Origin of the sequence: Streptomyces xylophagus, from assembly GCF_000716435.1 — a bacterium.
In the GTDB taxonomy this organism is placed as follows: Bacteria; Actinomycetota; Actinomycetes; order Streptomycetales; family Streptomycetaceae; genus Streptomyces; species Streptomyces xylophagus.
On record NZ_JNWO01000009.1, the window covers coordinates 294,657 to 309,422 of the forward strand.

12 protein-coding genes are annotated in these 14,766 nt (G+C 67.9%); 3 read left to right on the top strand and 9 right to left on the bottom strand.

Annotated elements, in window-relative coordinates:
* Window positions 1-133 precede the first annotated feature (133 nt).
* Entirely contained in the window at window positions 134-520 is a 387-nt protein-coding gene (locus OO70_RS23390; RefSeq protein ID WP_043674940.1) for a VOC family protein, read from the bottom strand.
* A 138-nt stretch (window positions 521-658) separates the two neighbouring features.
* Here OO70_RS23390 and OO70_RS23395 point away from each other — a divergent pair, with 138 nt between their 5' ends.
* Entirely contained in the window at window positions 659-1,420 is a 762-nt protein-coding gene (locus tag OO70_RS23395; RefSeq protein WP_043674785.1) for a class I SAM-dependent methyltransferase, read from the top strand.
* Window positions 1,421-1,480: 60 nt separating this feature from the next.
* Here OO70_RS23395 and OO70_RS23400 read toward each other — a convergent pair whose 3' ends face one another.
* The 8 genes from OO70_RS23400 to OO70_RS23435 form a co-directional block, all read right to left on the bottom strand.
* Window positions 1,481-2,593, bottom strand: coding sequence for an ABC transporter ATP-binding protein (locus OO70_RS23400; protein ID WP_043674788.1), 1,113 nt, complete (start codon window positions 2,591-2,593; stop codon window positions 1,481-1,483).
* 11 nt (window positions 2,594-2,604) lie between these two features.
* The gene (locus OO70_RS23405) at window positions 2,605-3,666 is read right to left on the bottom strand and encodes an ABC transporter ATP-binding protein (protein WP_043674790.1); all 1,062 of its coding nucleotides are present in this window, start codon (window positions 3,664-3,666) and stop codon (window positions 2,605-2,607) included.
* Between the two features lie 8 nt (window positions 3,667-3,674).
* On the bottom strand, window positions 3,675-4,655 hold the full coding sequence (locus tag OO70_RS23410; protein ID WP_043674792.1) for an ABC transporter permease: 981 nt from the start codon (window positions 4,653-4,655) through the stop codon (window positions 3,675-3,677).
* A gap of 94 nt (window positions 4,656-4,749) precedes the next feature.
* Window positions 4,750-6,558 (bottom strand): ABC transporter substrate-binding protein, encoded by a 1,809-nt coding sequence (locus OO70_RS23415; protein WP_043674794.1) that lies wholly within the window; start codon window positions 6,556-6,558, stop codon window positions 4,750-4,752.
* Window positions 6,559-6,683: 125 nt separating this feature from the next.
* On the bottom strand, window positions 6,684-7,718 hold the full coding sequence (locus tag OO70_RS23420; protein ID WP_043674797.1) for an ABC transporter permease: 1,035 nt from the start codon (window positions 7,716-7,718) through the stop codon (window positions 6,684-6,686).
* Between the two features lie 695 nt (window positions 7,719-8,413).
* Entirely contained in the window at window positions 8,414-10,321 is a 1,908-nt protein-coding gene (gene typA / locus OO70_RS23425; protein WP_043674799.1) for a translational GTPase TypA, read from the bottom strand.
* Between the two features lie 153 nt (window positions 10,322-10,474).
* Window positions 10,475-11,059 carry a hypothetical protein gene (locus tag OO70_RS23430; protein WP_043674802.1) on the bottom strand — a complete coding sequence of 195 codons (585 nt, stop codon included), beginning with the start codon at window positions 11,057-11,059 and terminating at the stop codon, window positions 10,475-10,477.
* 97 nt (window positions 11,060-11,156) lie between these two features.
* Window positions 11,157-13,340, bottom strand: a complete 2,184-nt coding sequence (locus tag OO70_RS23435) for an ABC transporter family substrate-binding protein (RefSeq protein WP_043674804.1) — start codon at window positions 13,338-13,340, stop codon at window positions 11,157-11,159.
* A 293-nt stretch (window positions 13,341-13,633) separates the two neighbouring features.
* Here OO70_RS23435 and OO70_RS23440 point away from each other — a divergent pair, with 293 nt between their 5' ends.
* Window positions 13,634-13,924 (top strand): hypothetical protein, encoded by a 291-nt coding sequence (locus OO70_RS23440; protein WP_019058435.1) that lies wholly within the window; start codon window positions 13,634-13,636, stop codon window positions 13,922-13,924.
* Between the two features lie 18 nt (window positions 13,925-13,942).
* On the top strand, window positions 13,943-14,764 hold the full coding sequence (locus tag OO70_RS23445) for a hypothetical protein (RefSeq protein ID WP_043674807.1): 822 nt from the start codon (window positions 13,943-13,945) through the stop codon (window positions 14,762-14,764).
* Window positions 14,765-14,766: the final 2 nt, after the last annotated feature.

Here is a 14,766-nt window from a genome sequence, read left to right on the forward strand (position 1 = left end):
ACACCCCTTTAGTCAGCCGCCCCCTTCAGGAACGGACTTTCACCGGCCCATTGACCCGAGCCCATGAACGTCCGGTTCCAGGGGACGAAGGCCCGCGCCCACCCAGGCGCGGGCCTTCGCCATTCCCTGCGGCTCAGCCCAACTCCCCGCGCTCCACGCAGAATTCATTGCCCTCGGGATCGGCAAGGATGAACCATCCGCCACCGTCCGGCCGGGTGTGGTCGGCGACTTTCGTGGCGCCCAGTCGCAGCGCCCGCTCGACCTCCTGGCTACGGGTCCGGCCCTGGGGCTGGAGGTCCAGGTGGATGCGGTTCTTCGCGGCCTTGGACTCGGGTACGCGCACGAAGAGCAGCGTCGGGCCACCGGCCGGGTCGACGATCACCGCCTCCGGATCGCCGGGCTTGTCGTCGTCGGCCAGCGGGCGACCCAGCAACTCGCTCCAGAACAGGCCGAGTTCGTAGGGGTCGCCGGTGCAGTCGAAGGTGAGGGTGCGGATGGTGGGGTTCAGGGTGTTTGTCATCGCGCCGAGCATCCCGGAGGGCGGCACCGTTGTCGACCGGTTAAAGCACCGCGCCCTTACGGCCGACGGAAGTTCGGAAGTCTGCAAGAAATGAACGAGCCCGGCGTCCGGCCCCTTCCCGTGTGACAAACTGCCGCGGTGGTTGATCGTTCGTTCGCGGACCTTTCGCTCGCCGCGCTGTACGACACCCTCAACCCCTGGGGGCCCGGCGACGACTTCTATCTCGGGCTGGTGATGTCCGCCGGCGCCGTGCTCGACATCGGATGCGGTACCGGGCGTCTGCTCGGGCGGGCCCGGCGGGAAGGGCATCCGGGGCGGCTCATGGGGCTCGATCCCGCCGCCGCGATGCTGGTGCAGGCACGGGCTCATGAACCCGGGGTCGAGTGGGTGCTCGGGGATCTGCGGACACGGGAGTGGCACGGCGAGTTCGATCTCGCCGTGATGACCGGCCATGCCTTCCAAGTGCTGCTCGGCGACGAGGAGTTGCGCCTGGCGCTGGCCGCCGTACACGCCGCGCTCGCCCCTGGCGGGCGGTTCGTGTTCGAGACCCGGAATCCGGGGGCGCGGGCCTGGGAGCGGTGGACGCCGGACCGGGTGCGGGAGATCTCCGACGGCAACGGCGGGGTCGTACGCGTGTGGCACGAGGTCGAGTCCGTGGCGGCGGCCGGGGACCGCGTGACGTTCACCGAGACCTTCGACGGCGCGCACTGGGAGCGTCCGCAGGTCGACCGGACCACCCTGCGGTTCCTCGGGCCCGATGCCCTGGACCGCTTCCTCCGCGAGGCCGGGTTCGCCGTCGTCGAGCGGTACGGCGACTGGGTACGGGGGCCACTGACCCCGGCCGGCCCCGAGATCGTCACCGTGGCCGAACCGGCGGGCCGGTACAACCAGGCGTCGTGACATCGCCGTTGGGCCACCGGCAGAGCGGCGAGTGACCCAACGGCACCTCTGCTGCTCGTCCTACGACTCCTCCAGCGCGGCCAACGCCGGGTCCAGCACGATGTCCTCGTCGCGGGCCTCGATCGTCGGCTCCTCCGGGAAGTGGCAGGCCGTCAGGTGGCCCGCGAGGTTGCCGGAGATCTGGATCAGGGGCGGTTCCTCAGTCGCGCACTTGTCCTGGGCCTTCCAGCAGCGGGTGCGGAAGCGGCAGCCGGTGGGCGGGTTGATCGGGGAGGGGACGTCGCCGGCCAGACGGATGCGTTCGCGGCCCACCGTTTCGTCGTCGCCCAGGTTCACCTCGGGCACGGCGGACAACAGGGCGTGGGTGTACGGGTGCCGGGGGCGGGTGTAGATGGAGTCGCGGTCGCCCACCTCGATGATCTTGCCGAGGTACATCACCGCGACCCGGTGCGAGAAGTGCCGTACCACTGCCAGGTCGTGGGCGATGAAGAGGAACGCGATGCCCAGTTCCCGCTGGACCTCTTGCAGCAGGTTCACCACCTGGGCCTGGATCGAGACGTCCAGGGCGGAGACCGGTTCGTCCGCGACGATCAGCTTCGGTTCCAGGGCCAACGCCCTTGCCACGCCGATGCGTTGGCGCTGGCCGCCGGAGAACTCGTGCGGGAAGCGGTTGTAGTGCTCGGGGTTGAGGCCGACGATCTCCAACAGCTCCCGGACACGCCCCTCGCGGCCGCCGGCCGGCTGGATGCCGTTGATCTCCATCGGGCCCGAGATGATCTTGCCGACCGTCTGCCGCGGGTTCAGCGACGAGTACGGGTCCTGGAAGATCATCTGGATCTCGGAGCGGATCGGGGCAAGTTGTTTTCGGCTGGCGTGAGTGATGTCCTGGCCGCTGTAGGTGATCTTGCCCGCGCTCGGCTCCAGCAGGCGGGTGATCAGGCGGCCCGTCGTCGACTTGCCGCAGCCCGACTCGCCCACGAGGCCGAAGCTCTCCCCCACGTGCACGGTCAGGTCGATGCCGTCGACGGCCTGGACGGCGCCGACCGTACGGCGGATCGGGAAGCCGCCCTTCACCGGGAAGTGTTTGGTCAGGCCCTCCACCACCAGGAGCGGGTCCCCGGATACTTCCGGGGCCGCGTCGCGCGGGGCGGGCAGGACGAGGTCCTCTGTCATGACGTCTCCTCCTAGCCCAGTCGGGGCTTGATCTCTTCGATGAAGATGGACCGCTTCTGGTCCGCCGTGAGGTGGCAGGCCGAGGCGCGGTCGGGGGCGAGCAGCGGGCGTTCGGTGACGCAGCGGGTGCCGCCGACCCGGTCCTGGAAGGTGCAGCGGGGGTGGAAGCGGCAGCCCGAGGGCGGGTTCAGGAGTGACGGCGGGGCGCCGGGGATGGGGGCCAGGGGCGCGCCCAGGTCCGAGTCCAGGCGGGGCATGGAGTTCAACAGGCCCCAGGTGTAGGGGTGTTGGGGTGAGCGGAGGACTTCGTTCGTCGTGCCGCGTTCCACCGCGTTGCCCGCGTACATCACCATGATGTCGTCGGCCATGTCGGCGATGACACCGAGGTCGTGCGTGATGAAGACGATCCCTGAGCCGAACTCCTGCTGGAGGTCCTTCAGGAGGTCCAGGATCTGAGCCTGGACCGTCACATCCAGTGCGGTTGTGGGCTCGTCGGCGATCAGCAGGTCCGGGTCGCAGACCAGGGCCATGGCGATCATCGCGCGCTGGCGCATACCGCCGGAGAACTGGTGCGGGTAGTCCTTCGCCCGCTCCTTGGGGTTGGGGATGCCGACCTTGCCGAGCATCTCCACCGCACGGGCCCAGGCCACCTTCTTGGAGGCGCCCATGTGTTTCATGTACGGCTCGGCGATCTGGCGGCCCACCGTGTAGTACGGGGAGAGGGCGGTCAGCGGGTCCTGGAAGATCATGGCGACCTTGTTGCCGCGCAGCTTCTCCAGGTCCGACTCGCGGGCCGTGGTCAACTCCTGGCCGTCGAGCAGGATTTCGCCCTCGACGGTGGTGAACATCGGGTTGTGCAGGCCGAGGATCGTCAGGTTGGTGACCGACTTTCCGGAGCCCGACTCCCCCACGATACCGAGGGTCTTGCCGCGTTGGACGTCGAAGGAGAGACCGTCGACGGCGCGCACGATGCCGTCCTCGGTCTTGAAGCTGACGTGCAGGTCCCGCACGGAGAGGAAGGCACCCGCGTCGGCCGGCGAGGGAGCCCCGGCTTCCTTGGTCAATGTGGTCACGAGTGCTCCTAGGCCAGCCGTACGCGCGGGTCGATGAAGGCGTAGCAGGCGTCGACGATGATGTTGAAGAGCAGGATCATGGTGGCGGAGAAGATCATCACGCCCAGCAGCAGCGGCAGGTCGCTGAAGAACACCGCCTGGACCGCGAGGTTGCCGAGGCCCGGCAGGCTGAAGGTGTACTCGGTGATGATGGCGCCGCCGAGCAGAGCGCCCAGGTCGATGCCGAAGATGGTGACGATGGGGATCAGCGAGCCGCGCCAGGCGTAGCGGAAGAAGACATATCTGCGGGACATGCCCTTCGCCTTGGCCGTACGGACGTGTTCCTCCTGGAGCTGCTCGATCATCGCCGAGCGCGCCATACGGGTGTACTGCGCGGCGAAGATCGTGGACAGCACCACCCAGGGGATGATCAGCCCGGAGAACCAACTGACCGGGTTCGCGGTGAAGTTGTTGTACGCCGGCTTGTCGAAGAGGTGCGTCTGGTAGACCAGCAGCGCCAGTGCCAGCGGGCCCAGGAAGTAGATCTGCATCGAGCTGAGCACCATCGCCCCGGCCGTGGCCGTCTTGTCGATCAGCGTGCCGCGCTTCCAGGCCGCGAGCAGGCCGGTGCCGAGGCCGATGAGCAGGAAGAAGAAGGCGCCGCCGAGGGTGAGCGAGATGGTGGTGGGCAGCCGGTCGATCAGCGTGGCCCAGACCTGGTCGTTGGTGTGGTACGAGTACCCGAAGCACGGGGCGGGGCAAGGGCCTTGGGCGAAGCCGTTGCTGCCCATGACGAGGTTCTTCAGGAAGATCCAGTACTGCGTGGTGATCGGCTTGTCGAGGCCGAGCACATGGTGGATGTTCGCGAGGCTGGTGGGATTGCACGTCTTGCCGCACATCAACAGACCCGGGTCCCGCGGCATCCCGAAGAACAGCAGGAACGTGACGATGCTCAGCAGGAAGAGGATGACGATCGCGCCGAGGAACCGGCGGACGAGGAAGCGCAGCATGACAGGGGCAGCTCTCTGACGTCGGCGGGCCGCCCGGCACCCGGTGCGTCGCCCCGGAGAGGGGCGGGAGCACCGGGTGCCGGACGGACGGCGGTTACTTGACGAACAGGCGACGCGGGTCGACGCCGCCGAGGACGTCGTCGTAGACGAGGCCGCCGACCTTGGAACCGGCGATCTGGGTCTGCTTGTAGTACGCGGTCGGGACGAAGGAGACGAGGTCCTTCACGAGGTACTCGTCGATCTTCTCCCAGGCGGCCGCGGCCTTGACCGGGTCGGTGATCTTGTTCGCCGCGTCGATGTCGGCGTTCACCTTGGGGTCGTTGACCTGGGAGTAGTTCTGCGCACCGTCGGCGATGACGCGTCCGTCGTAGAGCGGCGGGACGACGGTCGAGGCGGACGGCCAGTCGGCACCCCACGCGGTGTGGAAGATGTCGTAGTTGTTGTCCAGCTTGCTGACCTGGTCGTAGTAGGTCTCGGCCGGGATCTCCTGGCGCTGGACGTTGAAGCCGGCCTTCTTCAGGCCCGCCGCCATGGCGGTGGAGTACTGCTGGCCCTCGGGGGTGTTGGTGTAGCCGAAGGTCAGCTTCATGTTGAGCTTGCCGGCCTTCTTCAGCAGCGCCTTGGCCTTCACCGGGTCACCGGCAGGGTTCTTCTTCTTGCCGAACGGGTCGAACGCGGCGTTGTAGCCGGAGACGGTCGGGCTGATCGTGCCGCCGGCGACCTCCATCGCGTCGGTACCGCCGAAGGCACGGAGGAACGGCGTGATGGGCAGCGCGTAGGCGATGGCCTCACGCACCAGCTTGTCCTTCATGGCCGGGTGGCTGTTGTTGATGTTCATCTGGCCCACGTACGGCTGGTAGCCGGAGACCGTGCGGGACTTCATCTTCGGGTCCTTGAGCACGCTGGACAGGTTGCCCGCGTCGACCTGGTTGTTGAAGCTGATGCCGGTCTGGTCCGCCCCGCTGTCCGCGAGGAGCGCCTTCGTCGACGTCTCGAACTGCTGGTTGAACGTGAAGTTGAACTGGTCCACGTACTGGTGGCGGATCGGGTCCGTCTTCGGGTCCCAGTTGGTGTTCTTCACGAGCACCATCGACTTGCCCGACTTGAACGACTGGATCTTGTACGGGCCGCTCGTCACCGGGTTCTTGTCGTACTTGACCTGGGTGTCACCCTTGGCGGACACGACGGCGTAGCCCGCCATGGCGAGGGCGTACGGCAGGTCGGCGTGCGCCGTCTTGAAGTGGAAGATGACGGTCTTGGCGTCCGGTGTCTCAAGGACGGTGCTCGGCAGGTGCTTGCCCTTGTAGGGGCCGTCCGGCAGCAGCTTGCGGTAGTCGGCGCCGGCGGTGTCGGCCAGCCACTGCTGGATGTACGTCGGGCCCTGGTTGATGTAGGACGCGAAGAGCCGCTCGAAGGTCTGGCGGAAGTCGGCGGACGTGATCGGCGTCCCGTCCGCGAACTTTATGCCGTCCTTGAGGGTGTACTTCCAGGTCTTGCCGCCGTCCGTGGTGGTGCCGGAGTCGGTGGCGAGGTCACCGACGACCTCGTGACCCTTGCCGTCGGCGGTGGTCGTCTTGTAACCCGTGAGACCCCGGTGGAGCAGGGTCGCGAGCGAGCCCTCGTCCGAGACGTAGATCTGGGCCGGGTCGAGGTGCGCGTAGCTGTCGCGCTGGAGCACCTCGATCGAACCGCCGGACTTGGCGCCCGGTACGGCCGGGGCCGGTCCGGTGGAGTCCGCGGCGTCGCCGAACTTGATCGACTTCTGCTGTCTTGCCGCGTTCTCCTTGTCCTGCTTGTTGTTGTCACTCGCGTCGCTGCCGCCCTTGCTGCAACCGGTGAGCACAAGAGCCCCGGCCGCGAGCACGGAGAGCGCGGCGTATACGTGGCGTCCGCCCCTACTCATCACTCAGTTTCCACCCATCTGTGTGTCACCAGTGCACAAAGGAATTCCCGTGCTGGATCGCCGTGCTGGATTGCTGTGCTGTGTTGCCGTGCGGTATCCGGGCGAGGACGCCCACCAACGGACGGTCAGCGTGCCGTCTTGGGATCGAAGGCGTCCCTGACCGAGTCCCCGAGCAGGTTGAAGGCCACGATGAAGATGATCATCGAGACACCCGGGAAGAACATGTAGGTGATGTCGTTCGACATCACGAGTTCGGTGGACGCCTTGGAGAACATCTGTCCCCAGTCCGGCGTCGGTTCGACGATGCCCACACCCAGGTAGGACAGTCCGGCCTCGGCGGTCACGAAGCCCGGAAGCATGTACGTGGACTGCACGAGGATCGGCGTGACCACGTTCGGCAGGATCTCCCGGCTGATGATCCGCCAGGGCGAGGCTCCGCTGACCCGGGCCGCCTCGATGAACTCCCGTTCGCGCAGCGCCAGACTGGTGCCGCGCAGGATGCGGGCCAGGCTCATCCAGCCCAGGAACCACTGCACCGCGATGAGCGCCACGACCCGGACGTAGGTCGGCGTCTCGTCGGTCGGGCTCACGAAGAGGGAGACCACGACCGGCATGCTCGCGATGAAGAACAGCTGGGCGGGGAAGGCGAGCAGGAAGTCGATGACCCGGCTGATGAAGTAGTCGGGCTTGCCGCCGAGGTAGCCGGCCGCGACGCCGAGCAGGATGCCGGTGAGCACGGTCGCGATCGTCACGCAGACGGAGATCATCAGCGACGTGCGGATGCCGTAGAGGAGCTTGGTGAACACGTCGTAGCCGTTGCCCGGTTCGAGGCCGAACCAGAACTGGCTGCTGATCCCGCCGTTGGGCTGCAGCGGGACGCCCGCGCTGTCGAAGAGCTCGGGGCGTTCGTCCGCGTACACGGTGTACGGGTCCTTGCCGTACAGCTTGGAGATCAGCGGTGCGAGGAGTCCGACGAGGAAGAAGAAGGCCACGACGTAGGCCGAGACGACGCCGGTGCGGTCGCGCTTGAAGCGGATCCACATCAGCTGGCCGGGCGAGCGGCCCTCCAGCTTCTTCACTTCGGGTTCCGCCTGCGGCCCTGGTTCGCCGTCGACGACGACCGAGGTTCCGCCGCCCTCAATGTCGATAGGACTTGTCACTGTTCGCCCATTTCACAGGTGTGGGTGTGCCGAGCGGGCGATCCGCGCAGGGTGTGCGCGACCACCGGTCGGAACTAGGAAAGAGGTCCGGGAGCGGTCCGGTGTCGCGGGAGATCCCGCAGCCGGACGCGCGTAGTTGAACGGCGGCACTGGGCCGCCGGTCGACTTCTCAGAGCCAATCTCCGCATGGGCGGGCGAAGTTGCTACTGACGGACGGCGTGTCCCACCTGGCGTTCGTGACACCACGCATGGGGCTCCTCCTCATGACTCCACGTGTTCACCAACAGGAGGGGGTTGACGTCTTTCCTCCGTCACCCCTGACGGAGGGTCAGACACCCCCTGGTGCTCGCGAGTCGGCGCCGTCCCCACGGCGCGGTGACCCATTGACCCGAGCGTTACGCGGCTAACTATCTGCCATGTGCCAGGTGCCGACCACTGTCTTTAAATCTCAATTCAGTCACAGCTGACGCGTACATCTTCCAAAACATGGACAAACTGTTCGACGGGAGAAGGCCACGAAACGGACTTGTTACATGGCTATCGGGCGAGGATCTCCGCATTACGGACACACCGCCCTACGGAACGGGGCCGCACGGGGCTTAAACCGGTTGCACAAAGCCCGGGCACCCCCAAGATGGGGACACCCGGGCTCAGTTGGCCGGATCAGTGCCTCAGATCGTGGCACATTGCATGCATCAGCCGTGCTTGGCCCGGCTCGCGGAGCGACCGCGCTCCTTCTGGTCGAGGACGACCTTGCGGATGCGAACGGACTCCGGGGTCACCTCGACGCACTCGTCGTCGCGGCAGAACTCCAGGGACTGCTCCAGGGAGAGCTTGCGCGGCGGCACGATCGCCTCGAACGAGTCGGCGGCGGCCGAGCGCATGTTGGTGAGCTTCTTCTCCTTGGTGATGTTCACGTCCATGTCGTCGGCGCGCGAGTTCTCGCCGACGATCATGCCCTCGTACACCTCGGTGCCGGGGTCGGTGAACAGCACACCGCGCTCCTGGAGGTTCGTCATCGCGAACGCGGTGACGGCACCCGCGCGGTCGGCCACCAGCGAACCGTTGTTCCGGGTCGTCAGGACGCCGAACCACGGCTCGTGGCCCTCGTGGATGGAGTGGGCGATGCCCGTGCCGCGCGTACCCGTCAGGAACTCGGTACGGAAGCCGATGAGACCGCGGGACGGAACGACGAACTCCAGGCGGACCCAGCCCGAGCCGTGGTTGGACATGTTGTCCATCCGGCCCTTGCGGACGCCCATGAGCTGCGTGACCGCGCCCATGTGCTCCTCGGGCACGTCGATCGTCATGCGCTCGACCGGCTCGTGCACCTTGCCGTCGATGATCTGCGTGACGACCTGCGGCTTGCCGATGGTCAGCTCGAAGCCCTCACGGCGCATCTGCTCGACCAGGATGGCCAGCGCCAGCTCACCGCGGCCCTGCACCTCCCAGGCGTCCGGGCGCTCGGTGTCGAGCACGCGGAGCGAGACGTTACCGATCAGCTCGCGGTCCAGGCGGTCCTTGACCTGACGGGCGGTGACCTTGCGGTCCTTGACCGCGGCTTTCGCGGTGGCGCCCTTGCCGGTGCCGCCGCGGCCGACCAGCGGCGAGGTGTTCGTACCGATGGTCATGGAGATCGCCGGCTCGTCGACCGTGATCAGCGGCAGCGCGATCGGGTTCTCGGGGTCGGCGAGGGTCTCGCCGATCATGATGTCCGGGATACCGGCCACGGCACAGATGTCACCGGGGCCCGCCATCTCGGCCGGCTTGCGGGTGAGCGCCTCGGTCATCAGCAGCTCGGTGATGCGCACGTTGGACATCGTGCCGTCGCGCTTGATCCACGTGACGGTCTGGCCCTTGCGCAGCTCGCCCTGCTCGACGCGGAGCAGCGCGATACGGCCGAGGAAGTTGTCCGCGTCCAGGTTGGTGACGTGCGCCTGGAGCGGGGCGGCCTCGTCGTACTCGGGGGCCGGGACGTGCGACAGGATCGTGGAGAAGAAGGGCTCCAGGCTGTCGCTGTCCTGCGGGACGGTGCCGTTCTCGGGCTTGGTCAGCGAGGCCACGCCGTCACGCGCACAGGCGTAGACGATCGGGAACTCGATCTGCTCCTCGTCCGCGTCCAGGTCCAGGAAGAGGTCGTAGGTCTCGTTGACGACCTCGTCGATCCGGGAGTCCGGGCGGTCCGTCTTGTTGATGCACAGGATGACGGGCAGGCGCTGCTGGAGCGCCTTGCGCAGCACGAAGCGGGTCTGGGGCAGCGGGCCCTCGGAGGCGTCGACGAGCAGCACCACCGCGTCCACCATCGACAGACCGCGCTCGACCTCGCCACCGAAGTCGGCGTGGCCCGGGGTGTCGATGATGTTGATGGTGATGACATCGCTGCCATCCTTCGGGTGGTACTTGACGGCCGTGTTCTTGGCCAGGATCGTGATGCCCTTCTCACGCTCCAGATCGTTCGAGTCCATCATTCGGTCGTCGAGCGACTCGGCGGCGTGCGCGGCGAAGGCACCGGCCTGCTTCAGCATGGCGTCGACGAGGGTCGTCTTCCCGTGGTCGACGTGGGCGACGATGGCGACGTTGCGGATGTCGTGGCGCGTGGCCATATTGCGGCGTACTCCCGGAGAGTGAGGAAGGCCTGCGCGTACGTCTGTGTTACGCGGACCCTGCCGGGCTGGACACGCCACGGCCTTACCCCATCGTACGTGGCGTACGGGGAAGGGGCCTCCACAGGGCCTTACAGGCGGCCGCTGGACCGGTCAGACGCCGGTCACGGCAAGGGATCCGGCGGGGCACAGCCTCGCCGCGGCGACCTTGGCCGGGGCGCCCTCGGAGGGCTGGGAACAGGGCAGGAACCCACCGCCGTAGGTGTCCCAGGTGTGCACGTGACCGTGCACCGGCGGGTTCAGTCCGCAGGTGTAAGTGAAGTCGGCCTCAATCAGGTCGACCGACTCCCAGGTGTAGTAGCGCTGCGGGGGTTCGCCGAGCTCGTCGAAGAACTCCGTCTTCTCCTGCCCGGCCGTCTCGGACGGCCCGGCGAGCGGGTCCTCCGTCTTGAGGTGGACACCCAGCGCCTTGATCACGCGGGCGGGGGTGACGCCCTTGGGCGAGTGGGTCACGGTGGGGCGGTAGACGGTGTCGGAGACGGGTTCGATGGTGCCCTGGTACCCGCCGTCGGCGTACGTGATCCGGTCGGGCAGTCCGGTCAGCCGTTCCACGTGCCGGATGCCGGACCAGGTGTAGGTCCCGTGCGTACAGATCGTGGCCGCCCCGGCGGCGGACCGGCCGTCATCGGTGGCTACGGCTCCGCAGCCGGCCGTGCCCAGCATCACCGCCGCGGTCAACGCCGCGCTCCAACCCCGCACAACCCACCCCCGTACGACGGCCGCCGTCCCGCAACTACCTGCGGGACGGCGGCCGTGCTCGTCATCTGCGGTGATGCTAGCCCTTGGACGGGCTCGCCGACGGGTGGGCCCCCTTCTTCAGGAAGCCCATGTCCTCGTAGACCGGGGTCTGGAAGCCGAAGGAGCCGGCGTTGACGATCGTCCTGCGGGCGGCGGTGAGCTGGGGGCGCTGGTAGAGGGGGATCGAGCCGGCCGCGGCCCAGATGCGGGCGTCGGCCTTGCGGACCAGGGCGGCGGACTCGTCCTCGTCGAGGGTCGACGCGGCCTGGTCGAAGAGCTGGTCGACCTGGTCGGTGCCGACGCGGGTGTAGTTCTGCTCGACGTTCAGGGAGCCGTCGGCGGCCGGGACCGGCTTGGCGAAGATCGGGCGGGCGTCGGTGGCGGGGAAGGCGGACGCGGGCCAGGAATAGAGGGCGAGGTCGTACTGGCCGGACGCGATGTGGTCCTTGAAGTAGCTGTCGTCGGAGACCTTGGTGATCTCCGTGCGGATGCCGACCTTCTCCAGCATCCGGGAGATGCTGTCGGCGACCGCGCGCAGCGACTCCGAGCCGGTTCCGGAGGGGAGCACGAAGCGGAGGGTGAGCGGCTTGCCGTCCTTGGCGAGCGTGCCGGTCTTCGCGCCGGCGGGGGCGGCCGTGCCCTTGGGGGCGTACGCGCCGGGGGCCCCGCCCTGCTTCACCTTGCGGCCGTCGTACTGCTTGCCGTCGGCGAGGTGCTTGGAGCCCTCGTCCCGGCCGTGGTCGCGCTTCTTGGTGTGGTCCTGCGGGTCCTTGTTGTCCTCGCCGACGATGTACTGCCCGTCGGAGCCGCCCTCGGACTCGGACCCGTCGTCGTCCTTCTTGGTCTTCTTCCCCTCGGCGCCGGCCGCCTTCTCGCCCTTGTCCTTGACCGGGCCGCCGGGCACCCACCCGGCGTCGGCGAGCAGCGCCTGCGCCTCCGTGGTGTCGTGGTCGCCGAGCGCGCCGCTGTTGTCGGCGTACGCGGCCTGGCCGGAGAGGGCGAGGTGGCTGCCGACCGGCACGGCGGGCAGGCCCAGCGGGGTGAGGACGACCTTGGCGAGCGCCTCCCGGTCGAGCGCGCGGGCCACGGCACGCCGGACGCGTTCGTCGGCGAGGGGGCCTTCGGAGCCGTTGAGGGCGAGCTGGGTGTAGGCGGGCTCGAAGGAGCGGCGGACGGTGAAGGCGCGCAGCGCGTCCTGCTGGCGCAGGTAGGTGGCGAGCGCCTTGCGCGCCTTCTTGCCGAGCTTCTTCTTCTCCTTCGGGCTTACGTTCTTGCTCTCGTCCTTGCTCTCCTCCTCGCTCGTGGGGCTCGCGCCCTGGAGCGGAGTGCTCGTGCCCTTGGCGCGCCCCGCGAGGGCGATGCGGCTCGCGTCGGCGGGGTCGATCTCGGCCAGGTCGACCGTGCCGTCGGCGAGCGCGGCGGCCCGCTTGTCGAGGGGTACGGCGTGCAGCACGATCTCGGAGAGCTTCGCGGGCCGACCCCACCAGTGCGGGTTGCGGGCGAGGACGATCTCCTTGTCCTTGCGGTCGATCTTCTGCAATGCGAACGCCCCGGCGGTGACCTTCAGCTTGCGGCGGGCGCCGTCGTTGAAGGCGTCCGGGGTGCCCATGACGTCCTTGGGGTACAGCGGCGAGAACAGGGCCTTCCAGTCGGCGTACGGCCTGCTGAAGGTGACCTTGACCTCGAGGTTGTTGGCGCCGCGCTCGATCTTCTCGATGCGGTCGTAGCCGGCGTTGCGGGCGGTCCAGTACGCGGAGTCCTTGCCGGACAGTGCGCGCCACTGGGCGGCGAAGTCGGCGGCGCCGATCTCGCGGCCGTCGCTCCACACGGCCTGCTGGTCGAGCTTGTAGAGGACGACCTGCTTGGGCGAGGTGTCGACGACCTTCGCGGACTCCAGGAAGTCGGCGTCGCGCTGCGGCCGGCCCTGGGCGTCGAGCCGGAACATGGCGGGCAGGACGGCCTGGGCGACGCGGGTGGTGGTGTCGTCGGCGTCCGACTGGAACGTGTTGAGGGTCTCCGGTACGTCGTCGACGGCCCAGTTCAGGGTGCCGCCGTCGGCTACCAGGTCACGGCCGACCGGGGCGATGTCCTGTCCGGCGAGCGGCTTGCCCGACTCGTCGTCCGCGCCGCATGCCGCGAGGGTGGGCACCGCGAGCGCGCCCGCGGTGAGGAAGGCGACCGAGCGCATGACCGCGCGCAGTCTGACGCCGTCGTGGGACATCACTGCTACCTCCGGTAAGCCGCGGGGCTTCTGATCACTTTTGGCGGTATATGGAGCTGATCAGATCTTTGCGGCCACTGAAGAGGAAACGGTTCGGCCATGAAGGGCGACACGGCGAGGGGCGCCGGGAAGCCCACCCGTGCGGCGCAATGTTCGAATCTGCCCCCGTACACACCAACGCACCCCGGCCAATCCGTGCACACCGCTTCCCACCGGCAGGTGTGGCGCGCAACACTCGCAGGCGCATGAACGTTGCCGTCCAGGGCCGACGCCCGCGGAAGTGAGGTCACGTCATGTCCGTGCACGACGAACTGACGTCAGTCCAGCGCTGTCTCGACGACCTGTTCAGGTCGGTGGGGCGGCTCGAGAACCAATTCGGCAGCGGCGGCCTGGAGATGCGCAGGGTCAAGGCCGACGCCGACCGGCTGCGCGAGAGCGTGGCGCTGCTGCGCGACGCCGCACCAGGGATCGAGCGCCCCCGGCGCCCCGATCTCGTCTCCATCCCCGACACCCCCTACGACAACACCCTGTGGACGGACTCGGACGACGAAGGACTCGGCGCCCACGACCGCCACGCACCCTGAACCGACCGGAGTCCTGACTTGGCCACTGGTACGGAACCCCAACCGAAGAGCGGCGGCGTACACACCGGTACGCGCGCCGCGATCGACGCCCCGCATCTGCGGACCGACCGCTGGTGGCTGGCCCCGGCCGGCACCGCCGCCGGACTGCTGGCCTTCGTCGTCTACTCGACGTGGCGGGCCTTCGCGGACTCGAACTACTACTCGGCGCCGTACGTCTCGCCGTTCTACTCGCCCTGTCTGGCCGAGCGGTGCAGCACCATGCACGCGGGCCCGAACGCCGATCTCTTCGGGAGCTGGTGGGGCATCTCCCCCGCCATCATCATCCTGATCTTCCCGCTCGGCTTCCGCCTGACCTGCTACTACTACCGCAAGGCCTACTACCGCGGCTTCTGGGCCTCGCCCCCGGCCTGCGCGGTGGCCGAGCCGCACAAGAAGTACACGGGTGAGACCCGCTTCCCTCTCATCCTCCAGAACGTCCACCGGTACTTCTTCTACGCGGCGCTCCTGGTGGCGGGCACCCTGACCTACGACACCGTGCTGACCTTCCGCGACGAGCACTACCACTGGGGCCACATGGGCCTGGGCACCCTCGTCTTCGTGGCCAACATCGTGCTGATCTGGGCGTACACCCTCTCCTGCCACTCCTGCCGGCACATCGTCGGCGGCAAGCTCAAGCACTTCTCCAAGCATCCCGTGCGCTACAAGGCGTGGAAGTTCGTGGGGCAGCTGAACAACCGTCATATGCAGCTCGCCTGGGCGTCGTTGATCAGTGTCGCGGCCGCCGATTTCTACGTGTACCTGGTCGCCTCAGGAGCCTTCAATGATCCGCGCTTCTTTTAGAT